General features: G+C 43.6%; 23 protein-coding genes. 9 read left to right on the top strand and 14 right to left on the bottom strand.

Translation table 11 applies throughout. The annotated features are described in order from the left end of the window. Positions 1–346 precede the first annotated feature (346 nt). The 5 genes from LPKJCM_RS04260 to spx all read right to left on the bottom strand — a co-directional run bounded on the left by LPKJCM_RS04260 (position 347) and on the right by spx (position 3,816). Complete coding sequence (locus LPKJCM_RS04260) at positions 347–1,417, bottom strand: M57 family metalloprotease (RefSeq protein ID WP_225364113.1); 1,071 nt, start codon at positions 1,415–1,417, stop codon at positions 347–349. Between the two features lie 39 nt (positions 1,418–1,456). Next, positions 1,457–1,582, bottom strand: coding sequence for a hypothetical protein (locus tag LPKJCM_RS13730; protein WP_263851663.1), 126 nt, complete (start codon positions 1,580–1,582; stop codon positions 1,457–1,459). A gap of 80 nt (positions 1,583–1,662) precedes the next feature. Next, complete coding sequence (locus LPKJCM_RS04255; RefSeq protein ID WP_225364112.1) at positions 1,663–2,307, bottom strand: TMEM175 family protein; 645 nt, start codon at positions 2,305–2,307, stop codon at positions 1,663–1,665. A 20-nt stretch (positions 2,308–2,327) separates the two neighbouring features. Further along, entirely contained in the window at positions 2,328–3,122 is a 795-nt protein-coding gene (locus tag LPKJCM_RS04250) for a Cof-type HAD-IIB family hydrolase (RefSeq protein ID WP_057962584.1), read from the bottom strand. 298 nt (positions 3,123–3,420) lie between these two features. Continuing rightward, positions 3,421–3,816, bottom strand: coding sequence for a transcriptional regulator Spx (gene spx / locus LPKJCM_RS04245; RefSeq protein WP_013727307.1), 396 nt, complete (start codon positions 3,814–3,816; stop codon positions 3,421–3,423). A gap of 192 nt (positions 3,817–4,008) precedes the next feature. On the opposite strand from spx, the gene LPKJCM_RS04240 reads away from it, so the two are divergent. The 3 genes from LPKJCM_RS04240 (at position 4,009) to LPKJCM_RS13880 (ending at position 8,236) form a co-directional block, all read left to right on the top strand. Then, the gene (locus tag LPKJCM_RS04240) at positions 4,009–6,000 is read left to right on the top strand and encodes a cation:proton antiporter (RefSeq protein ID WP_057962544.1); all 1,992 of its coding nucleotides are present in this window, start codon (positions 4,009–4,011) and stop codon (positions 5,998–6,000) included. An 81-nt stretch (positions 6,001–6,081) separates the two neighbouring features. Further along, positions 6,082–7,644, top strand: a complete 1,563-nt coding sequence (locus tag LPKJCM_RS04235) for a bifunctional metallophosphatase/5'-nucleotidase (RefSeq protein WP_057962545.1) — start codon at positions 6,082–6,084, stop codon at positions 7,642–7,644. Positions 7,645–7,987: 343 nt separating this feature from the next. Beyond that, positions 7,988–8,236 carry a DUF5626 family protein gene (locus LPKJCM_RS13880; RefSeq protein ID WP_225364111.1) on the top strand — a complete coding sequence of 83 codons (249 nt, stop codon included), beginning with the start codon at positions 7,988–7,990 and terminating at the stop codon, positions 8,234–8,236. Here the strand turns inward: LPKJCM_RS13880 and LPKJCM_RS04230 are convergent, their stop codons facing one another. Beyond that, the gene (locus tag LPKJCM_RS04230) at positions 8,237–8,695 is read right to left on the bottom strand and encodes a helix-turn-helix domain-containing protein (RefSeq protein ID WP_057962546.1); all 459 of its coding nucleotides are present in this window, start codon (positions 8,693–8,695) and stop codon (positions 8,237–8,239) included. It lies immediately after the preceding gene. Positions 8,696–9,332: 637 nt separating this feature from the next. Here LPKJCM_RS04230 and LPKJCM_RS04225 point away from each other — a divergent pair. Further along, on the top strand, positions 9,333–9,911 hold the full coding sequence (locus LPKJCM_RS04225; RefSeq protein ID WP_057962547.1) for a hypothetical protein: 579 nt from the start codon (positions 9,333–9,335) through the stop codon (positions 9,909–9,911). A 104-nt stretch (positions 9,912–10,015) separates the two neighbouring features. On the opposite strand, the gene rny is transcribed toward LPKJCM_RS04225, so the two are convergent. Beyond that, entirely contained in the window at positions 10,016–11,614 is a 1,599-nt protein-coding gene (gene rny, locus LPKJCM_RS04220) for a ribonuclease Y (RefSeq protein ID WP_057962548.1), read from the bottom strand. 78 nt (positions 11,615–11,692) lie between these two features. Beyond that, on the bottom strand, positions 11,693–12,637 hold the full coding sequence (locus LPKJCM_RS04215; RefSeq protein WP_057962549.1) for an alpha/beta hydrolase: 945 nt from the start codon (positions 12,635–12,637) through the stop codon (positions 11,693–11,695). Between the two features lie 123 nt (positions 12,638–12,760). Here LPKJCM_RS04215 and LPKJCM_RS04210 point away from each other — a divergent pair, with 123 nt between their 5' ends. Next, positions 12,761–13,168, top strand: a complete 408-nt coding sequence (locus LPKJCM_RS04210) for a helix-turn-helix domain-containing protein (RefSeq protein ID WP_057962550.1) — start codon at positions 12,761–12,763, stop codon at positions 13,166–13,168. Positions 13,169–13,558: 390 nt separating this feature from the next. Beyond that, positions 13,559–14,410 (top strand): hypothetical protein, encoded by an 852-nt coding sequence (locus LPKJCM_RS04205; RefSeq protein WP_057962551.1) that lies wholly within the window; start codon positions 13,559–13,561, stop codon positions 14,408–14,410. On the opposite strand, the gene LPKJCM_RS04200 is transcribed toward LPKJCM_RS04205, so the two are convergent. Beyond that, on the bottom strand, positions 14,382–14,957 hold the full coding sequence (locus tag LPKJCM_RS04200; RefSeq protein ID WP_057962552.1) for a methylated-DNA--[protein]-cysteine S-methyltransferase: 576 nt from the start codon (positions 14,955–14,957) through the stop codon (positions 14,382–14,384). The two genes, LPKJCM_RS04205 and LPKJCM_RS04200, sit on opposite strands and share 29 nt — an antisense overlap. 144 nt (positions 14,958–15,101) lie before the next feature. Here LPKJCM_RS04200 and LPKJCM_RS04195 point away from each other — a divergent pair, with 144 nt between their 5' ends. Further along, positions 15,102–16,520, top strand: coding sequence for a DUF2252 domain-containing protein (locus LPKJCM_RS04195; protein WP_057962553.1), 1,419 nt, complete (start codon positions 15,102–15,104; stop codon positions 16,518–16,520). A gap of 2 nt (positions 16,521–16,522) precedes the next feature. After that, the gene (locus tag LPKJCM_RS04190) at positions 16,523–16,861 is read left to right on the top strand and encodes a DsrE family protein (RefSeq protein ID WP_057962554.1); all 339 of its coding nucleotides are present in this window, start codon (positions 16,523–16,525) and stop codon (positions 16,859–16,861) included. A 112-nt stretch (positions 16,862–16,973) separates the two neighbouring features. On the opposite strand, the gene LPKJCM_RS04185 is transcribed toward LPKJCM_RS04190, so the two are convergent. Further along, on the bottom strand, positions 16,974–17,630 hold the full coding sequence (locus tag LPKJCM_RS04185; protein WP_057962555.1) for an HAD hydrolase-like protein: 657 nt from the start codon (positions 17,628–17,630) through the stop codon (positions 16,974–16,976). A gap of 149 nt (positions 17,631–17,779) precedes the next feature. Between LPKJCM_RS04185 and LPKJCM_RS04180 the strand changes: the two genes are divergently transcribed. Then, entirely contained in the window at positions 17,780–18,559 is a 780-nt protein-coding gene (locus LPKJCM_RS04180; protein ID WP_057962556.1) for a sulfite exporter TauE/SafE family protein, read from the top strand. Positions 18,560–18,688: 129 nt separating this feature from the next. Here the strand turns inward: LPKJCM_RS04180 and arcD are convergent, their stop codons facing one another. The 4 genes from arcD to argF form a co-directional block, all read right to left on the bottom strand. Further along, a complete protein-coding gene (gene arcD, locus LPKJCM_RS04175; protein WP_057962557.1) occupies positions 18,689–20,116 on the bottom strand; it encodes an arginine-ornithine antiporter in 1,428 nt (475 codons plus the stop codon). A 28-nt stretch (positions 20,117–20,144) separates the two neighbouring features. After that, on the bottom strand, positions 20,145–20,846 hold the full coding sequence (locus LPKJCM_RS04170; RefSeq protein WP_057962558.1) for a Crp/Fnr family transcriptional regulator: 702 nt from the start codon (positions 20,844–20,846) through the stop codon (positions 20,145–20,147). Positions 20,847–20,965: 119 nt separating this feature from the next. Then, on the bottom strand, positions 20,966–21,907 hold the full coding sequence (gene arcC / locus LPKJCM_RS04165) for a carbamate kinase (protein ID WP_057962559.1): 942 nt from the start codon (positions 21,905–21,907) through the stop codon (positions 20,966–20,968). A 123-nt stretch (positions 21,908–22,030) separates the two neighbouring features. Continuing rightward, on the bottom strand, positions 22,031–23,062 hold the full coding sequence (argF, locus tag LPKJCM_RS04160) for an ornithine carbamoyltransferase (RefSeq protein WP_057962560.1): 1,032 nt from the start codon (positions 23,060–23,062) through the stop codon (positions 22,031–22,033). Between the last annotated feature and the right edge of the window lie 222 nt (positions 23,063–23,284).

Here is a 23,284-nt window from a genome sequence, read left to right as displayed (position 1 = left end):
ACTGATTGATTTCGGCTTCTAGCTGATGCTCATCCTAGATTGTTTTGTATAAAGCAGTTTCTAGAAGCACACTTCTTAGCTTCTGTTTGTGCTCCCTTCTGCCTTTCAAATACGCTCCCTAGGGCAGCAACCTGCGCCTAAGCCACTTCCAACGAAAATCAGACTCGATTTTCGTTGGAAGTGGCTTAGACTACGGTTGCTAACCGCCCTAGTCCGCGCTCTGATTAAATACGCTCCGACGGGCCAGATGCTAACGTGTAAGGCCGGGATGATTTAAATCCAAGTTCGGGATTTTAATCATCCCGGCCTTACACACCGCATCTCCCGGCCCTCGTCGCGCTCTCTTCTACCAATACCCCAACAACTTAGTCAACTTAGCCCGATCAATATCTCGCTGGCTCAGAGTTGCCGTGAGGGCCCCGCCCTGGGTTCCATCGCTATCCTTAAAATCGGTCCAATCGTACTTTTCATTCTCTTGGCTTTGCCCATCTTCAACACTTGCTTGAGCAGCCATAATATCTGAGAAGTAAGGCGTATGATCCAACCCCAGCGAATGGCCGAGTTCATGGGTGATCGCACCAACCCAGTAATTTTCCAGCAGCTGCGATGGCGTTCCGGTCACTGTCGTGGTCAAATAGTGATTCGTGGCGTCTGCATGGCGCCTTATGGCTGCGTGGGCGGCTAGTCCATCACCAACACCGGAATCGTCAGTAGAAAGCTGAACCGAAACAGTTCGTTGCGAACCAAGCGGCATCGGTCCATATGGGTAGGTCGTATCATGGAATGAAGTGTCATCAACTTCCACGCTGCTGCCGTCAAAGACACCGTCCCAGCCGTCAGCCTGACCATCACCAAATCCAAGCGTTAAGCTATGATTTTGAGCATCTCCTAATGTGAACACGGTACTACCAAGTGCCGTATTCCACTTATCAATCGCCTTTTGAACATATGGAACCAATTGGGCCGACTTCACATAAATTGATGCTTGATCCTGGTTAAAGACCCCGTTGTCGGCGTAGTCCCCGACGTTAAAGTTTTGATCAAATACCGATCGATAGGTCGTATAATCCGCCGCCGTTAAACTCAGCAACTGGCCGGTTGGATCCAAGTCAGGAGAGGCGTTAATCAAAGATTCCAAATCAAGCTTGGAAATCACTTGAGGCGCAGTTGGCTTTTCCTGGGTGGTGCTGGGTGAAGTCGGCATCCCCACAATCGTGATCGTCTTTGGTTCGTAGCGCTTTAAGTACTTTGCGTAGACGTAGCCCTTCACCTTGCCGCTTTTATTGGCAACGTATAGATAATAAGCTTTCCGATTCTTTGGCGTTTGAACGGTGACCTGCTTTTTGGAATAGAATGTCGTGTGCTTATAATTCTTTAAGTTATGAATTTTTTTAGTCAGCTTGGCCGAATTGTACATATAGCCTTTGGTGGCTCGGTAAGACTTTGAAGCTACCTTTTAAACTTTAACAACCTTAACAGTCTGTTTGGCTGCTGCATTGGGTGCAGGACTCACCGCACCAAGAATGCCAAGTGAAAAGACCGCTGCTAATACCATGGTTAACAATCCACGTCTACGTTTCATACTGATTCCCCCGATTAATGAATTATTGATACCTCCATAATAGTACATGCACGCACTATATAAAAGTACTATCCTCAATCTTACTGGTTTTTCCGAACTTTTGGCAGCCCGGCAGTTACCTTCCGACTTAAACGCAGGTAGGCAATTGCGTGCCAAATAATGCCGGCCAGTAAGAAAAAGCCGCCAACCCACACGGAGAAAAATGACGTGATTATTGCAACAATGTAGATCACCACACTAATGATTGGGTCACTTTTGATGAAGTAAGCTTCTTCATCCACCTTCTCCCGCTTTAATTTAAGCTCTGGGTGCCTATAAACATAACGGTACAGAATTTCGAAGGTACAACTGATAAACAGCGCAACAAAAGCGTAAGCTACGACAGCCGTTCGGATATCCGTTGCATTTGATTTCGCCAGTGTTTCTGAAATTAAGGCGGTTGGGTAATTAATCAGCGTAATTGAAAATAAGACTAATAGGTTGATCGCATTGAGCAACGGTGTAATCTTGGCAATCGTACTAAAGAAATCATGGTGAAATAGCCACAACGTGCCAATGTACAAAAACGATACCACGTAAGCCAGCAAGATTGGCCACTGATCAAGCATCGCTTCAAAAAGATGCCCTTCCTGATAACTTGGTAGTTTAAAATCCAGCACCAAAATCGTAATCAAAATGGCAAACATGCCATCACTCATTGCTTGAATTCGATTTGCTTTAAACAAACTAACACCTCAATCTAGGATCAATCAAAATATTTATGAACATATTGAGCGACACCATCTTCATCATTGTTCCCGGTGATCACATCGCCTGCTTGTTTGACTGGCTCTTGGCCGTTTTCCATGACCACGCCGACCTTAGCATTTCGAATCATGCCCAAGTCGTTTTCGGCATCGCCAAACGCCATTAAATTGCTGAAATCGAGGCCAAAGTGTGTCAGCAATGCCTTTAACCCAACCACTTTATCCATGCCCGCAGCCAAAAATTCCATAATTTGCGGTTGTGAACGAACAATATGGTAGTGACTGCGTAAGCTATCATCAATTGCGCTTTGGTACAAATCCAGCAACTCGGGCTTGTCACTGACAATTGCTTTCGAGTATTCGTCCGTTGTGCTTAAATCAAAAAACGCCCGGGGAACAAAGTTAATATTGCCCTTAAATTGCTGCTGATACATCGATGGCTTTAAGTCGGTCATCGGATAGACCTGCTGAAAATCCAAGATGTCTAATGGCGCGTGCTCAGCTTTGACAAAATTATGCAGCGGAATCAAATCGGCCTTCTCGATACCGCTTTTTGCCAACTCAGCTTTATCATTGTTATGAACCACTAGTGCCCCATTAAAAGTTATTGTATAATCGGTGTCTTCAGTTAATCCTAACTGTTCAATGAACCGCCAAATGGCATTGATTGGCCGACCGGTGCAGAGGACGACTTTAACGCCGGCATCATGGATCTTCTTTAAAGCCTGCTCATTACCTTTGGAAATTGTTTTGTCACTGGTTAATAAGGTACCGTCTAAATCAAGTGCAACCATTTTAATCAACTTATCCGTCTCCTTTAGTTTGTCTGATTTGATTTTAAGCAACAAAGCCGTGAAACACAACACTTGGAATTCTGGTGAGCACTTACATTCTGTGAGGATAATAAGTGGTTCCTTAGCTTGCTTTAATGTTGTTCCGTACAAATTAAATTTACCCCAAAGCTATCGATAATTTCATCTGCGCGGGGGAGTAGTGATTCCGGCCGATTTTACAAACTAAAAAAGGAACTTGGGTATGTAATAACCCAAGCTCCTCAATTGATCCGTATAACTAATTAGTTATTTTTATGAATTAGCTGATTTGTGATTCCAGTTCACGAAGTTCCGCTTCACGAACACTTCGCGGCAGGAATCTCCGAATCTCTTCTTCGTTAAATCCAACCTCAAGACGATGATCATCAAATATAATTGGACGTTTAATCAAATCAGGGTACTTAACGACAAGGTCAACCAACTGTGAAACAGTTAAGTTGTCAAGGTCTAAGTTCAACTTCTTGTAGATGTTAGACCGTGTAGAAATAATGTCCTCACTGCCGTTTTCGGTTAAACGTAAAATTTGTTTTACCTCATCAGCGTTAAGAGGGTTGGAATTGATATTTCTCTCCTTAAAATCAATGTGATGGCTCTTCAACCATGCACGTGCCTTCCGACTTGAAGCGCTGCTTTGTGCTACATATAAATTCAGCATTACAATTCCCCCCTGCTCAGAAACAAAATACAAACGAGAAACAACATCCTACGATTACTATATTATCATATTGATAATATTTGTCAATACGGTTACTTACTTATAGTAACTTACTTGTGAATTTTATTATACACCGTTTATCCACTCAATCAACTATAATATTGGTAATAAAATATTTTAAAGGAGAAAAAAATGCTAGTCTTCTATTCACTCACCCTTCTAATTGTGGCAGTGATCATTGCCAACATCTTGTACACCGTCTTTCCCAACATCCCCCTAACCTTTTACCAGATTGGTTGCGGCTTCTTATTATCATTGCTGCCGTTCTTCCAAAATTACGCGTTAGAACCGGAAATTTTCATGCTGATGGTGATTGCGCCATTGATGTTCAATGACGGTCAAAACACCAGTGCCGGTTATTTTCGCCATTCAATTAGACAAATTCTGAATCTGGCAGTCATCCTCGCAGTGGCGACCGCCGTCATCATCGGCCTAATCGCCCACTTACTGCTGCCATCGATTCCCCTGGCACTGTGCTTTGCGGTCGCTGCAATTGTCACCCCAACGGACTCTGTGGCCTTTAAATCGATCACCAAAGATATCGAGCTGCCGGAAACCATTTCTGGCGCATTGGAAAACGGGTCATTATTTAACGATGCGTCCGGAATCGTTATCTTTAATATGGCACTGGCATCGTTTGTCTCCGGAGATTTCTCATTTGCTCAAGGGTTAACCCGGTTTCTTACCAGCTTCTTCGGCGGCCTGTTGGTTGGGGTAATTGCCGGCTTGATCTTCGTGAAAATTCAAACACTGCTGGTCAACAAATCAATGGACACCGCCAGCGTCATCGTGCCGTTCAGTATCATGACGCCCATTGCAATTTATTTGTTCTCCGAAGAACTGGGATGTTCCGGGATTCTGGCTGTGGTTTCCGCCGGCATCATTTATGGGATCAATCAAAGCCGACTAAAGCTGACTTCGACAAATGTCCGGTTGGTCACCAACGCAACTTGGGGCGTGATCACCAGCCTGTTAAACGGGGTCGTCTTCGTCCTCTTGGGAGTCACCCTGCCCAAGGTTATCAAGCGTATGATCCCGTATTCAAATACCCTGATCATCAAACTAGTCTTTGATGCTTTGGCAATCTATCTCGTGATGCTTGTCATCCGTTACATCTGGGTGCGAACCAATCTTTTTGGCGTCCAAGCTAAAATGCCAACAACCCGTGAAGCCCTGGTGAGTTCGATTGGCGGCGTCCACGGAACTATTACCTTGGCAATGGCCCTGTCAATTCCACTCACGTCAGTAGGCCAGCCATTTCCATTCCGAGATCAGTTGATCTACATTGCAACAATCGTCATCTTATTGAGTCTGATTGTTCCAACGATTGTCCTGCCACTGTTGTGTCCGAAAAAGCAGGTGAAGGACCAAGGCCAATTCAACCAGTATCGTGGTGCAATGGTGAATTACGCCATTTCTCAAGTCAAGCAGGACCCGACCATTTCACTTTTGGACCGGAACTATGTAATTGACATGTTGAACAGCCAGAAAAATAACCCTGAAGTTGACCGCAAACAGGTGCAAGAAATTATGGCCGCCACCCAGCAAGTCAGTGTCCAGGCAATTGTGGATTTGGCGGCAGAAGTCAAAATTGATCAAAAAATTGCTAATCGATTTTCGCGAGGAATGATCACCGCTTCCAACAACCACCTGGGCTTCGGGACACGAATCAAATATATTTTTAAATACCAGTTGCGACGTTTTAAGTCACGGAAAAGGACGAAACAAATTAGACAACGAATGAAAGAAACCATCCCGCAACAAACTCGCCAACAGATTCACGACCAGCGTCAACAGACTAATCATTTGATCAAAGATGCCATGTTTACCACTGCCAACGACTATTTAGACCAAATTGAGGACGAGCAAAATAGCAATGCCGTCAATTTTGTCCGCAGCTCCTATAACTTCCGCCAAAGCCGTTCTGTCGGCGACACTCAAGCTGACAGTGCCCAAAATACGTTACTGATCAAATCCTTTCAATATGAATACGCCTACGTGGCAGATGCCTTTAAAGCAGGCAAGATTTCCAGAAACCTATCAGATCAGCTCAGCCAAAGCATTTCGACTGATCAAATGGCTTACATGGAGCAGGGATCCGGAACCGATTTCTTACTCGCTTAACTACTTTAGTCAAGCTGAATTTACAATCATGGCATAATTGACTATACTTGACGATATACTTGATTTTGTGTGGGTGAAAATATGAAAATTACGCTATTAGCGACCAGCGATACGCACGGGTTTATTGAACCTACTAACTACGTTGATTCCGGTCTTGATAAACCCTTCGGCATTGAGAAGGCGTGTTCAACGATTAAAAGCTATCAAAAGACCCATCCCGATGAAAAGATTATCCTGCTAGATAACGGCGATTTTCTTGAGGGATCACCGATGGCCTATTACGTGGCCAAAAGAGCGGACAAGCAGGACCAAGAAGCATTCTTTACTGCTTATAACGAAGTCGGCTATCAACTGGGTACCATCGGCAATCATGAATTTGATTACGGACTGGATTATCTGAACTATATGATGAAGAATTCAGACCGGCGTTTCGTGTGCGCCAATATCGTTGATAACAATAACGAACCGTTATTGGCCGACCCATACGCCATTTTAGACGTAGCCGGCGTTAAAATTGGTTTTTTGGGCCTGACAACCACTTCCACTAAAAAATGGAAGAATGTCAATGACCTGAATGACTTTAATTTAATTTCGGAGTTAGATGCCTGTAAACGCTACGTTCCCGAAATCCGCAAGAAGGCTGACGTGGTGGTGGTCGTCTATCATGGTGGCTTTGAACGCGATCATACCGGCAATTGGAACGATATCAACCCCGGTGAAAACCGCGGCTATGATATCTTGAAAAATATCCCGGGGATTGATGCGCTCATCTCTGGTCATCAGCACCGTAAAATTGCCAGTCAATTATTTAACGTGCCAATCGTTCAACCAGGTTCACGCGGCCAATACGTTGCCAAAATTTCAATTGAAGTGAAAGATCACAATGTCATCAGAAGCGAGTCCGAATTACTAAACGTTAAGGACAGTGAACCCGATCAGACGATCAGGAACACGGTAACTGACTTGTCCAAACATCTGGAAGCCTGGCTGGATAAGCCGCTTTCGCGAATCAAGGGCAGTTTAACTTTCGATGATCCCTTCAAAGCTCGAATTCACGAATCGACTTTTATTGAACTGATTCAAAAAATCCAAATGGATAAGATGGGCACTGACCTCTCAGCAACCGCCCTTTACAATAACGAAGCCCACGGGTTTGAAGACCCGATTACCATGAGAAACATCATCACCAACTATGTTTATCCAAATACCCTGGTGACTTCAAAGATCACGGGGGCAGATTTGCGCGGTGCTTTGGAAGTTACTGCTCAGTACTTTACCGTTCGTCACGGTGACGTCGTGGTGAATGAAAAGTTCATCTTTCCAAAAGAGCGCTTCTATAACTACGATATGTACGAAGGAATTGATTATACCTTGAATATTTCAAAACCGGTTGGCCACCGCGTCACCCGTTTGAAATACCACGGAAAAGACGTTCAGGATGATCAGGTCTTAACCATCGCGCTTAACCGGTACCGAGCGAGTGGCGGCGGCCACTACCCCATGTATACCAGTGACAAGATTGTCAAATCAAGTGATATGACGATCAGTCATGTGATTATGGAATACCTACAGAAACATCCTGTGATTGAAGCTACCGTTAACCATAATTTTGAAATTATTGCTAGTTCCGAGGAACGTAATTAGTTTATTCACGACAAGTCAAAAATGGCTTGCCGTTTTTTATCTAAATTGCCAAAAAGTATTATGATGCTTCTGCCATTCACTTATATATTTGAAAGGAAAGTAGAATAACATGAACAAACAGTTTTTAACTGGTGTAATAACTTTTGTCTCACTTTTTTTCTCACTACCAGTAGGAACCCCCGCTCAAGCTAACAAATTAGCAAAATCGGCAGCTCCAGAAATAACTGTCGAACCAAAAACAGGTATCTCCACATCAACTATAAACGCATCAAGCATCTCACTTAATTCGTTCCAAACTTAAGGAATTACCAGTACCAGGTCAAAGCCAATTACTAAAAACCAAATGATTTACCGTGTGTCAAAACATGGCATCGGCTGGTCATGCTCATATAAAGTGCAAGTAAAAAACAATCATATCAGTAACGTATACGATTTGAAATCAAATACTGCCGTTGGCAGTTTACAAGAGTCCACCCTCAAAAAGATTTCTGGAAAGAAAGCAAAGTGGACCGGTGTCATTAAGATTGGAGTGGTAAGTCTGAAAGTATCTTGCACAACGTTACTAAAAGAACACAGGATTTTTATTAAATGATCACTTTACGACCGCAAATCCAACATTTAATACATTAAGCAAAATGACAATCAAAATAAATAGGTTGTAAAGCGAGCTGAGAAGACACATTATAAAAACAAGTGGATTATTCGCGCAGCTAACTTTATTTATCTTCATAATTACGGGAATCGCAAAAATACTTAACGGAGCAAGTATAAAAAGTACACACGTCAGCAATAATAATACTTCGGTTTTTCGATACGACATATTATTTGACTGCTTGATGACGTCATTACCTTCATTGGTAAAGCTAAGTAATTCTTTAGGATCAACATGGTATAGAATGCTTAAATCTCGAATTTTCTCAATATCAGGGTAATTACGATTATTTTCCCAGTGCGAAATTGCTTGACGAGAGATTCCTAATTCCTTTGCCACTCTTATTTGAGATAGGTTTGCATTTTTTCGTAAGGTTTTCAATTTAGTTCCCAATTGCATCTCTGTACATCCCTTCATACATTAATCGACGCCACATACGTATTAGCCGCTCTTCTTTATTTTTTCATTGTTCATGTAGGGAAAGCAATTCTATCCTCCTATTGCAACATTTGCTTTCTTGTTATACTTGTCATTACTGCATAATTAAGTCAGCGTGATTAAAGAAAGTGGGCGAAGAGATTTTAATGACAATTGCAAATAATGATTTGTAAAATATAATGTCAAGGTCACGTGCTTTTTTGAATTCGAATTATGATCAACCTCAATAATCCAGAATCAAGCGCATGAGAGTTCAATGTTATCTCGTATAGTTTAGCAAAGGAAAGGTTTGGTAATAGTGAAAAAAAATCATAGCCTCAAGACACAGTTAAGTTTGTTCGAAGTATTTTGCGGCCTCGTGTTAATTTGCATTCCATTCGTAATACTTAATATGAATACCTTAGATCAAATTCAATATTATGTGTTCACCATTATGGCGCTTTACTTCTGGTCTGGTGAAATTATGAAACTAGATTCCTATGTCCCCGCATACAAAATCCCTCTATTAATGCGGAACATATGTGTGGTTTGCCTACTTCTTTCCTTTGCTTACTCGTTACTGTCAATAATTATTAGCAAGTAAATGGAGGTATAGAAAATGAAATCTATCATTAAACATTTCAGTGTTGTATTCGCAGCCCTAATCGTAACTGGTGTTACTGTTCCGTCAGCTTACACGGCACATGCGGATGAAACTGCGACTCAATCCGAAAATAGTCAGAATCCTGATAATCCATCAGCATCTAAACAGATAATCACAAATCTAGATAGCTTAGATATTTCTCTCAGTGATTCTCAATACTATGAAATCGCACAAGAACTCGAATCAGGACAAAAAGTAATTGAAATTCCGGACACAAATTACGTTTATTATGTGCAACCGGACGTCCCATCGGTAACTACCCCGACAAATGGTGATGGAAGCCCAATCTCTCCACAATCAGGCATTTGGGGGCAACCCGAGGGGATTAACTGGGGGCATCTAGGAGAAATTCTTACCGGATTTGAGGCATCCTATAAAGGCGGTAAGGCGTTTGGAAAATGGATGAAATCAAATCATCCAACTGCAACATCATTCTTAAGGAAATGTGGAAAAAATGTTTTTGGAATCATTCTAATTGACTCCTCAAATGTTTCAAACGCTTTTTACCAAGGATTTTTAGCTGGTTCAAAATAGATCCTTCTTAGCTAACATTGAACTGGATTGCACCGAGTCGATATAATTCGAAAACAAATGATACATTTTCAAAAAGTCAATCCATACTCGGATTGGCTTTTTTGTTATGCTTTCTTCAATTTACGATGCCCTTTTTTCTTCTCGGCGCCAACATAAGCCACTGCCTTGAAGTCCCGAATCGAAGTGACCTTAATCTTACCTGGGTAAGTTAACTCATTTTCAATCTCATCTTTGACTTCATTAGCCAGCTGTTGGTTCTGCTGGTCGTCCAGCTTCTTGGGATCAACCACAATTCGAATTTCGCGGCCCGCTTGGATGGCATAGCTTTCTTTGACACCCTGCTTGGAGCTGGCAATTCGTTCCAAATTCTTAAGTCGGTTAACGTACTCTTCCACAGACTCACTTCGAGCACCTGGACGCCCACCGGAAATGGAATCCCCAGCAGCAACCAGATGGGCAATTGGCGTCGTCACTTCCACGTCACCGTGGTGAGAGGCAATCGAATTGATAACTTGCGGATCTTCACCATAAGTCTCAGCAATTTTGACTCCCAATTCAACGTGGGTACCATCGACTTCTCTATCAATTGCTTTACCAATATCATGAAGTAAACCAGCCAGCTTGGCAATCTTCACGTTAAGGCCCAATTCTGCCGCCAGCATCCCCGAAATATCCGCCACTTCAATCGAGTGATTCAAAACGTTTTGACCATAGCTGGTTCGATATTTCAGCCGGCCGACAATCTTTAAGAGATCCGGATGCATCCAGCCGATGTGAAGCGAACCGACCACTTTCTCACCGGTCCGTCGCAGTTCATTCATCAAATCCGATTGGGCGACCCCAACCTGGTGCTCAATTGATTGGGGATTAATCTGCTTGGTGACCGCCAAATTGGTAATCACCGTCTTGGCAACTTCACGTCTCAAAGGATCTTGTGTGACCACGTGTAACAAATGTGGGTCATCGGGATCAAAAACCAAGTCAGTACCGGTCAAGCTTTCAATGTAGCGGATATTAGAAGCCTCGCGACCAATTAACTTTTGTTTGGTGTTATTATCAGTAATTTGAACTGAATGTTCAATGTGCTCTCTGGGCATGTCAACGGGTCCGCGTTGGATGGCGTCGTCAGCCAAAATTTTAGCAACCTTAGGAGCATTGACCTGTGCTTCGTCATCTTGATACTTCAATTCAATATCTTTTTCACGTTTTAACGCCGTCTTTAATTCATCCAGAATTTGCTGTTTAGCCTCATCTAGGCTGAGCGAACCGCGTTCCTGTAGTGTCTTCAGCCGCTCCTTGGATAAGTCGGTTGCCCTATGATGGAGCTGCTCAATTTCATCTTTCTTTTGGTTGATTTCATGGCTTTCCTCAGCCAGTTTAGAATGAAGTTGATCCAAACGGGCTTCGGTTTGTTTCAACCCAGTTTCACGTTGTTGAATACGGCTTTGTCGCGTGACATTATCCGCTTGATAACTGTCAAGTTCCTCTTCAATCGAATCTTGATAGTCAATCGTTTGGTGTTTACCATCGGAAATAATCTTGGCAGATTTTTCTTGGGCATCTTTATTAGCGTTGGTTAGCAGCTGTTCAGCAGCCGCTTTGGCATTTTGAATTTCCTGTTGAAAATGACGTTTCTGCAGCTGCAAGCCACAAATAACGCCAACAATGGCCGCAAAAATAGCTAGTATAATGATTAGTAGCAAGTGCGAACCTCCTTTCTAAAACAGTCCTAGTAATAGTTTAACATACTGCTCCCTGATTGAAGTCGTCAAAGTTTATTCTTAGTTCAAATAGTGATTCAAAAACTTTTTGACGGTGTCGGAATAAAGTTTCGGGTGGGTGCTAAATGATCGTGAGTGCCCAGCTCCCGGGACAATCAACAGCTGCTTTGGTCCCCTGTCCGCCCGATACAATGGGTACACCATTTTAGTCGGGACAAATTGATCTTTAGCACCATGAATAAACAGCATTGGCCGTTTATTTTTGGCGACCTGCTTCAACGCACTGGCTTTTTTGAAAGAATAACCATTCTTGACATGGTTAATGCCAGAAACAATATCAACCAATGGGAATTTAGGTAAGTGATACAATTCTTTGGCCTGATAGGCAATCTCAGAATAGACATCGGTGTAGCCACAGTCTTCAATAAACGCCTTAACCTGAGTGGGCAATCCCTTGACACCGCTGACCATCATTGTCGTGGCACCGCCCATGCTGGTTCCAAATATCGCAATTTCAGACTTCTGACCGTTTTGGTGAATCACCTTTTTGACCCATTTAACGTAGTCCAAACGATCCGGCCAGCCATAACCAATATAGTTCCCCTGACTTTGACCATGGCCACGGGCGTCGGGTAATAAGACGTTGTAGCCAAGGTTATGGAATAGGTACGCATAGTCAAACATCCGGTTCTTGTTGGACATAAAGCCATGGGCAATAATAATGGTCTTCTTGGTGGCCTTATCAGCTGATATGTAATTAGCATCTAACTTCAGGTGTCGAGTAGCAGACATTTCAAACCAATGCTGCTTGTGGGCGTCTTGATACCATTTGTGAGCCGGATAGCGCGAATTACCGGGCTTAATGGGCTGAGTTTTGCTTAAAAATGATTTAGGTGCCGGCACGACTGCAACATTGTAGAAATACATCCCAGCACCAAATAGGCCGCCTGCAATAATGACCGCAGCAGATGCCAGCCCAATGATGACTTTTGTTTTTCGTTTCATTCATCCATCCCACCAATTCAATTTTTCTCGTGTTAAATATACCACATTCTGAATTTTACCGCCGAAATTTGGTGATTAGCAAAAAAGTCGTATAATATAAGTAACGAACAGGACGGTGATCACATGTTTCCAGAAAGATTACGAGCATTAAGAAAAGGCCAACAATTAACTTTGGAAGAACTCGCCCGCGCGATCAACAAAGATTCCCCAACTGACAAGGAGCACGAAAGTACCGGCTCTCAGATCGGCAACTGGGAACGTGGCATCAGAACGCCCAATTATGTTGAAATCCAGCGGCTCGCCAAGTTCTTCGATGTCACCATGGATTATTTAACGGGCTTAACTGAAAACAACACATATGATCTTGCAAAATTGTTTATCTCCGACAAGAGCTTGCAATTCAATGGCAAAGATTTAAGCTCAAAGGACCGTTACGAAATTTATCAATTGATTTCCGGATACGTCCACGGAAGAAGCAATGTGCCACATGAGCAAGGCCCACGAACGGAGCAGGGAAGGCTTGACATTTAAGAGCGCGGAATAGGGCGGTTAGCAACCGTAGTCTAAGCCACTTCCAACGGAAATCGAGTCTGATTTTCGTTGGAAGTGGCTTAGGCGCAGGTTGCTACCCTAGGAAGCGTATTTAATCAGAGCGCGACGGGGGCTGGTAGAGGCGGTTTCCAAGGGGACTTTGATTGAAGTTCCTGGGTTTGGAACTTTAATTAAAGTCCCCTTGGAAGTTAGCCTCTGGCCCGTCGGAGCGTATTTTAATGGCAGAAGGGAGCACATAATAACCTAACAAACGTGCTTCTAAGCACACCCTAATTAAAGTGAACTTAGAAACTACCCTCTGGCCGATCGTCAGGTAACTAGACAACCTCACATCCAAATCAAACTTGCGCCCATCAAAAGGAGCTCACCATGCTAACCAACAAACAAAAGAAAAAACTACTGAAGAGAAAGCACCCAAACACGCAATCGGTTGAGTCCAACTACATCACGCAGATGCTAAAATACCGCGACCAATTCAGTGCCTATCCCCAGGTTAAATTTCTGATCAATAATGTCGTCGAAAGTGACCACTTAATTAAACAGGGATTACTCCCGCAGGACTTGCCGGAGTTAATCCTCCCAGACGATATCCAGGTTCAGATTTTCAAAGATATCAACAATCGATTCAAGCCCGGTGATCCACAAGGTGACAAGCTCTGGGCCGAGTTGTCGGACGCCCTGCCAAAACTCGATAAACAATTGCGGTCATTCCGTGATTATTTGGAGAGTCAATACGGAATGTGGACTTATATTTCCGCCCCATTTATCAAAGATCTCGCTGACTACATTGGTGATGCACCAGTATTGGAAGTCATGGCAGGCAACGGTTATATTTCCAAAGGGCTGAGTGATCTCAACGTCAAAGTCTTTCCAACTGACAGCCTTGAGTGGGTTCAGGAAAATCAAACGGGTCAGCATCAGCTAATTCACGTCGAAAAGCTGGATGCAGTGGCGGCAATCGCCAAATATAAAGACCAGGTTAAATACGTCATCATGAGTTGGTCACCAGACAAACAAACCATTGATGTCGATGTCCTCAACGCGATTAGAAAAGCCGATAACGATTTGGAATTAATCGTTATCGGCGAAAAGAATGGTGCAACCGATTCGAAAGCCTTTTGGCAACAGGCTCACTTCATTAAGCCAGAGACTGCCAAACAATTGAACCGGCATCATCAGCCATTTGATTTAATTAAAGATCAGATTTACCTAGTTGACTAAGCTTGGGTAATGGCAGTTTGCCAATCAAGGCATGCTTTTCAATCGGCTTCTTCTCCAATTCGAGAAGGGCTTTTTTTGTTTCTTTACCACCGCGATAGTCCCCAACGTCGCCACTGCTTTTCACCACTCGATGACAGGGAATCACGATGAGATCCGGATTCATTGCCACGGCATGAGCCACCGGCCGAATTGCCTTGGGCTTGCCAATGTTTTCGGCTAACTGCTTATACGTCATTGTCTGGCCATAGGGTATTTTTTGAATTTCGGCCCAGACTTGATGCTGCAAGTCAGTTCCGATGTTCTCCAAATCCAGTGGCAAATCAAAGTCTTTGCGCTTTTGATCAAAATAGTCCGTGAATTCAGTTAAATAATCAGCGGTCACCGAATCGTCATACATAAATTGGAAATCATAGAGATCCGGATAAAAATCAAAAAGTTCAGACAGGTACTTCCCAGGGCTGGACACAAAATTCAAGCCCTTTTGAGTCACCGTGAAGAAAAATTTTTGATTATTCACTTCGAGACTTTCCCAATACATTTTTTTCATAAAACTACTTCTCCATTACGTTCAAATCGGTCATTTGTATCATTGTAACATATCAAGCCGGCAGATGAGTTGGCTTCGCTTGACTCACGGACTGGGAATTGCCACAATGAGGTTATAGATTGTCAAAAAAAGGAGTCGACCTGAATGGCAGCCACTAGTAAGACGTTTGCCCAATCCACCAGGAACCTACATTATGACTTAAGAAAGATTAATATCGATAAATCAATTCATGAACTGATTGATAACGGTAAAAAAATCCGTGATCAGATTTCATTTGACCAGCTAGGAAAATTCGTCCCAGTCAAACGAAACGTGGTTGAAGGAATTTCTCACGTTGAAGAAAAGATGATCACGGATTTGATGCCGCTGCGACATAAGCGCCTGGCAGCTTCCGCCTTCGCATTTTTCCGCGGCACTGACGAATTGATGGCCTTTGACCTGTCCAAGCAGACTTCCACCAACATCCCAGTCGTTATTTCTGGTGACGCCCACTTGGGTAACTTTGGTTTTTATGCGTCGCCGGAGCGAAAACTTCTCTTTGACCTCAATGACTTCGACGAATCTACCATCGGCTCGTGGGACTGGGATCTGCGGCGACTGCTTGTCAGCATTGTCCTCCAGGGAGAACAGCTGGGACTTGACAGTGACCAGATTAACGAGATTATGCGGGGAACGGTCGAAACCTACCAGCAGATCCTTAGCGAGTGTTTTGATAACCACTCAGCGATGGAACGCTACTACTTCTCAACTGAAGTGGAATCTTTCCTGCAGTCGGAAGACACCGACCACACCCTACCAAAAGTATGGTGGAAAATTCGCGACAGTGCCGAACAGCGAAATTCTGATAAAGTGGTTAAAAAATTCACGACACTGGATTCCCGTGGGCATTTAGTCTTTAAAGAAAATGCTCCTCGAACCGTCCACGTGAGTGAGCGCCGGTTCAACGAAATTCGTGAGCACTTACACAGTTATACCCGATCGGTCGGGCCGGACGTCACCGTTCTGCTCTCTCAATTTCATATCAGTGATATTGTTCGCCACAGCGTCGGTGTTGGGAGTTTTGGGACCCGCTGCTACCTGGTTTTACTAACTGCGATTGACGGCAGCCATTTAGTCCTCCAAATTAAGGAAGCCTTACAGACCCGACGATTCAGAGGATTTGATGTCACGACGCCCTTTAGTCAAAGCAAACCGGACAACGGTGAGCGAATTGTCACCTGCCAGCAGATTCTCCAACGTGCGTCCGATCCCCTACTTGGCTTCTATCACAACGATGATACCGGCCGCAGCTTCTACGTCCGCCAATTTTGGGATATGAAAGAATCGATTAACTTGAATAAATTAGACGCCGATAATTTCGCCACTTACGCTAAAATCTGTGGGCTGCTGTTAGCACGGGGACACGCCCAAAGCCCCACAGCAGCGATTGTCCACGGTTACGTTGGAACTAAGAAAAAGTTGGTCTCAGCTTTAATGAATTGGGCAAACGATTATTCAAAACAGGTCCACACCGATTACAAAGAATTCTTAGATTCATTAGACGCTGATGAAACGAGGGAATAATGATGCATAAAGTTGTCTTTCACATTGATGAGTTGGATAAGTGGGATCACACATTAAGTAACATCACCAATCTACTGGATTATGGCCGCATGAATAAGGAAGAATATCATATCGTTGTCTTGGTCAATGGTGATGCCATCAAAGGTTATCTGGATGAGCATCTGCGAAATTCCGTCGAACAATTTAGCAGAGAAGGTGTCAGATTCCACGCTTGCAGTAATTCGATGAACAGTCATTCGATTAAGGAAACAGAGTTACCGGCAAACGTTGAAATTGTCGCTGCAGGAGTTGCTGATTTAGTTTCGCTACAGGAGCAAGGCTTTGCGTATATCAAGCCTTAAAGTATGCTCGGCAACAATTTCCGCTGCGTCGAAGCAGGCTGGGTCAGTTAAACATCAAATAGCTAACGAAAAAAGCGGACCGAGGAAATTTCCCCCGATCCGTTTTGTGTTATCAGCTAATTAATTTCTGAACCCCGCCCTGAATCTCTTCAGGCTTGTCCACTAACGTATTGGCATGCGCGCCCAACAACTCGGGAACATCTCCGAATCCATAGGTAACGCCCAGTGTCTTGACATGGTTATTGTAGCCGCCAAGCATATCGGTGTCTCGATCACCAATCATGATGCTGTCGTTTTGATTGGCATTAGTTTCTTCCAAGGCATATTTTAGGACCGCCGTCTTGGTCATCCGGGTTTTCTCGTCCGTTCCAGCTCCAAACCGACCGGTAAAGTATTGGGTCAGGTCTAATTGATCCGTTAGGTCATGGATCAAATCTTCTGGCTTGGCAGAGGCAATGTTGACACCATAGCCCTGCTCATTGAGCCTTTGTAGCTCCTCAACGATGCCGGGATAGAGATCAAGTTGGAACATTCCTTCACTACGATAGTAATCTGCATAATATTTTAAAGTCTTCATCTGATCCGCCTCAGATAGTTCTGGGTAAAATTTCTGCAGACTGGTTTTGAGTGCCGGACCAATAAACTTTAAATATTGATCATGGGTCAGTTCAGGCAGTTTCATTTTGCCGACTGCGTATTTGAGCGACTTGAGAATGCCGGTTTCTGAATCGGCAATTGTACCGTCAAAGTCAAAAAATAATTGTGTCATGAGTAACCTGCTTTCATCTTGAGTTGATAGTTAAATATTATCAATGATTTTGTGTTAGAAATCAAGTCGGCTACAAGACGAATTCAACTGCTTTTCAAAATGTAGTATATTAGAAGTATCCAAAAATTGAAAAGAGGTCAGCCCAACTTATGGTGCTCACATTTATTTTCTTAATCATTGCTGGCTTCGCAGCGGGACTGCTCGCCTCAGTTGCCGGGCTGGCATCACTTGTTTCCTACCCAGCCTTGTTGGCAGTCGGCCTACCGCCGGTGATCGCCAACGTCACCAATACCACCGCATTAATCTTTTCCGGGATTGGTGCCACTGCTTCTTCACTGAAAGAACTCCGAGGCCACTGGAAAAGGTTAACGCTATACGTCATTCTTTCGTTAATCGGAAGTATTGGTGGAAGTGTGCTGTTGCTAATTGCTCCAGCATCATCGTTTGAAAAAGTTGTCCCGTTCTTCATCCTGTTTGCTGGAATTCTATTATTTATGTCTGGCCGAAAAAAAGACGTTTCTACTGCCAAATTGAAGCAGGCTCACCAAACACCAACCAAACACTTTTGGGTGTCACTGGTCAGCCTGACCGGAATTGTGCTTGTCGGAGCTTACACGGGCTACTTTGGTGCCGCGGGCGGGGTCATCTTTTTGGCAATCCTATCAGTCATCACTGACGATCAGTTTACTGTGGTAAATGCCATGAAGAATGTGATTGCCTTTGGCGGTAATTTGATTGCTACCGTGATTTTTATCTTCAAGTCTCATATTGACTGGCTTCTCGTGATCCCACTTGGATTTGGTTTACTGATCGGCGGATATACCGGTCCCATCATTGTTCGTCACTCGAATATCCATCTGCTGCGAATCTTGATTTCGTTAGCAGCGTTTGGATTGGCGGGGTATTTGTTTGTGACAGCTTATTTTTAATCACTATACTAACAAAAACGAGTTATCCCTAAGTAAGCGTATTCACTCTTGCATGGGGATAACTCGTTTTGACGTTCAAAACTTGATATCTGAATATAATTTGGCTTTGCAATTAAGAAGGAGACCAGGTTAGAACGTAATCTGTCCAACAATCAATCCATAAATGGCATAGATCGCAGCAATGACAATAAAGATTGCCAACAGCATTTCAATTGGTCCGAAGACCTTCTCAGCATGGTTATCTTTCTTCTGTAAAATCCAGAATACTGGAATCCCAGCAGCAAACAGTAATGACATCAGGAGAAGGAAGTTGGCGCCAGCTGCGAATAACAACCAGCAGGCATACAGGCTGGAGATAATTCCGACAATGATATTGCCAGCTCTTCCCTTGCCATGATCTTCCATGAATGAATATTTCAACTGATAAAATGCCGAAAATGCGTAAGGAATCAAAATTGCGGCACTGGCAATTGAGTAGAAGAAATTATAAGCAGAAGCCGTAATCAGGTAAGAGAACATAAAGATTTCCACACAGATATTGGTAACCGTTAATGAGGTAATAGGTGCCCCATTCTTATTTTCCTTAGCAAACATTTTCGGGAACGATCCTTCTTTAGCAGCTTCATATGGAAGTTGACCAGCAAACATCGTCCATGATAACCAGGCACCAACAACGGAAATGATTAACCCGCCATTAACAACCATGGCGCCCCATTTACCAACCAAACTTTGAAGCAGTTCAGCCATTGCGGGCTGGGTCAAATGTGCTAATCCAGCGCGGCTCATAACACCAAATGATAGCAATGTGATTAACATATAAATCAAAATAACGGTGATAATTCCAAGAACCGTTGCCTTACCAACATCGGAACGTTTCCGAGCCCGGCCAGAGAAGACGACCGCCCCTTCAATTCCGATAAAGACCCAAACGGTTACTAACATGGTACTCTTGGCTTGTGCCATGACACTGCCAAACTCAAATTTCCCACTTGGTGTAAACCAGAAGTCGCTGGTAAACATATTCATCTTGAATGCGAATAACACGATAATGATGAATAGGAAGATTGGAATCAATTTGGCAATGGTAATAATTGTGTTAACAAACGAGGCAGATTCGACCCCTCGTAAAATCATAAAATGGCAGGCCCATAAAATAAACGATGCTGCAATGATGGACCAAATGTTTTGTCCATCCCCAAACACGGGTAGGAAGTAGGCAACCGCACTCATTAACAGTGTTGCATAGCCAACGTTTCCAAGCCAAGCGGACAGCCAGTATCCCCATGCCGAGTTAAATCCCATGTACTTACCAAATCCAGCTTCTGCATAACTATAAACACCAGCATCCAGATCCGGGCGCTTCATGGTCAAATTCTGGAACGTCAAGGCCAGCATCACCATTCCGATGGCGGTAATAACCCAACCAATGATAATCGCACCAGCACCGGCCCCTTTGGCCATATCGTGCATCAGGTTGAAAACGCCACCACCGATAATTGATCCAACAACCAATCCGATCAGTTCGAGCAGCCCTAATTTACCATCATGCTCTTTCATTTAGCTCACTCCCTCGAATATTATTTAATTAATATGAATCATCATCAAACTCTAAAATTTTGAAATATTTACGATTGTATTGAACCTTGTTCTCGGAAACCAGCTGCTGAACCATCTGGCTGGTCGTTTCCCGCGTGGTACCACTCACCTTGGACAGCTCAACCAATGTAATTGGATACGGGACAAGGATTGTCTCATCTTCTTGATAATCACCAATTTGTTGACCAATGAAGAGAATCGCGTTCCAAACCCGGCATTTTGCGCTGGTGGTTACCATTCGCTGGAGTTGTGTCTCAGAGGTGTTAATGATTTGACTCATGTCCTTGACAGCATTAACCATCAGCTCGGAGTTCTCACGTAAAATCTCCTCATAAATCGGCATTGGAAACTCGGCGAGTTTGACTTCAGACATTGTCTGGACCGTATATGCATAATGATCGTCCTCAAATAAGCCAATATACGGAAATGCCTTTTCCGGTCGAATGTACAAATACAGCTGTTCTCCGCCGTCTTTATCCCAGTGAAACGATTTACAAACACCGTCGATTAGGTAGTAGAATCGATCGCGGGGATCCCCCTGGTCAAACAGAATCTGACCACGTTGATAGGTCTTAACAGTCATTTCGTCAATCAACTGATTGACGTACTTGTCGCTCAACGGACTAAATTCAGGATGGCTGCGCAGTTTTTTAGCATAATACTCATAATCACTCTTATTCTTTAAAATCATAAATACACTCCCAAAAACGGTTACATAATTGTGTTCTTATTAGAAGTGTACCTCAAATAACCTGATTGTACATTAAACAAAGTCTAAGATGATTTTAAGGACAAAATAACATTTACGTGTTATTTATCCGAAATAATTGTCCCTGACCCATCATTAATAAAGCCTTCAATATTGTCCAACGCAGTCACAACAGCCTCGTTGCCGGTTGCCTCGACGAAATCAATCGCTGCTTGTACCTTAGGCAACATACTTCCGGGTGCAAATTGGTTTTCACCGATGTATTTGTGCAAATCAGCAACCGAAACGTGTGCTAATTTCTTTTGGTCAGGTTTGTTGAAGTTGACAAAGATGTTTGGAACGGCGGTCAGAATGATTAATGCGTCAGCGCCAACCAACTCCGCCAATTTTTCACTGGCAAAATCCTTATCAATAACCGCTTCCTTACCAACCAGTCGGCTACCGTCACTGACTACCGGAACACCACCGCCACCAACTGAAATTGGCACGATACCGGCATCAACCAACGCGTTCACGGCCTTGGTTTCAACCACACCAATCGGCTTTGGTGAAGGAACAACTCGCCGATAGCCACGGCCGGCGTCTTCCACAAAGCTGAAGTCTGGGTTCTGTTTCTTAGCCAAATCGGCATCTTCTTCGCTCATAAATGGACCAATTGGCTTGGTTGGATTAGCGAACGCCGGATCGTCAGGGCTGACTTCCACCTGGGTCACAACCGTCGCAACTGTCTTGTCCAGCCCCTTTTCTTTAATGACTTGATCCATTGCATTTTGCATCCAGTAGCCGATGCTGCCCTGCGTCATCGCAACACAGGAGTCAAGTGGCATCTCTGGATTATCATTGGTGCTGCCGTCGGCTTGCTGTAACAACAGATTACCAACTTGGGGACCATTCCCGTGTGAAATAATCAGCTGATCACCGTTTTCAATAAATTTGACCAAGTGCTCGGCCGTATCGCGCAACGCTTGTTGTTGAGCGGCAGCTGAAGCATCTTTTGATAGGATGGCGTTGCCTCCGAGGGCAACCACGATTTTACGTCCCATAATAATTCTCCTCCGTCTTAGAAAATAATAAGGGACTGGGACAAAACAAATGTTTTGTTGCCAGTCCCTTGTATTGTTGAGCTATTTTTCAAGGTGGGTACTAGGCTGAAATTTTACTTTGTCTTATACACGTGGAATAAATAGATTTCCAAGTGTTGCGGCCATCATAGCCTTGATTGAGTGCATTCTGTTTTCTGCTTCTTCAAATTGACGAGCATACTTGCTGGTGAACACTTCATCAGTAACTTCCATTTCAGTAATGCCATACTTCTTCTCAATATCCTTACCATATTCGGTTTCAGTATTGTGGAATGCTGGCAGGCAGTGCATGAAGATTAATTGATCGTCAGGAGTGCCGGTCTTCTTCAAGGCTTCCATATTAACTTGATATGGTGTTAACAACTTGACACGCTCTTCCCAGTTGCTTTCGCCCATTGATACCCAAACGTCGGTATAAACGATGTTTGAGCCCTTCATACCTTCATCAAGGTCGTCGGTAATCAACAGTTTAGCACCTGATTTTGCAGCAAAGCCCTTAGCAATGTTTTGAATTTCATCGGTTGGGAACAATTCTTTAGGTGAAACAATGTGGATGTTGACACCCAAAATTGCGCCAGTTACCAACAGTGAGTTGGCAACGTTATTACGGCCGTCCCCCATAAATGTCAGGGTTAAACCTTGAAGTTTGCCAAAGTTTTCCTTAACAGTCATGAAATCTGCCAACATTTGAGTTGGGTGCCATTCGTCAGTTAATCCATTCCATACCGGAACGCCACTGTCTCTGGCAAGAATTTCAGCATCACTTTGCTTGAAGCCACGGAATTCAATTCCATCGAACATGCTGCCAAGCACTTTGGCAGTGTCTGAAGTCGATTCCTTCTTGCCTAATTGAATGTCGCCTGAACCCAAGTATTCTGGGTGGGCACCAAGGTCAATGGCTGCAGTGGTAAATGCTGAACGAGTACGGGTTGATGACTTTTCAAAGAGTAAGGCAATGTTTTTGCCTTCCAAATAGTGATGCGGCACACCGGCCTTTTTCAAAGCCTTCAAATGGAGACCAAAGTCGATCAAATATTCGAGTTCGGCTGCAGTGAAATCTTTTTCGGCTAATACACTGCGTCCTTGAAATACGTTTTGTCTAAAATCTTTTGTCATAATCGAATTCTCCTTGATGATGATTGTTTTTGGGTACAACGTTATGATTGTGCGCTGTGAATGTAGAGTTGAGTTAATTGGTAGGTGGTTTTTTGTCAACTGCCTGGATGAGGCTGCTTTGGAAACACGCTCCGAAGCAACTTAGGCTAACTTCTAAGTGCACTTTGCTTAAAGTCCCAAACCCAGGGACTTTAAGCAAAGTACTCTTAGAAACCGCCTCAC

It is taken from the genome of Lentilactobacillus parakefiri (genome assembly GCF_002157585.1).
Lineage (GTDB): Bacteria > Bacillota > Bacilli > Lactobacillales > Lactobacillaceae > Lentilactobacillus > Lentilactobacillus parakefiri.
The sequence above is the reverse complement of the archived record's forward strand: the minus strand, read 5'-3'. Positions and strand labels throughout refer to the sequence as shown.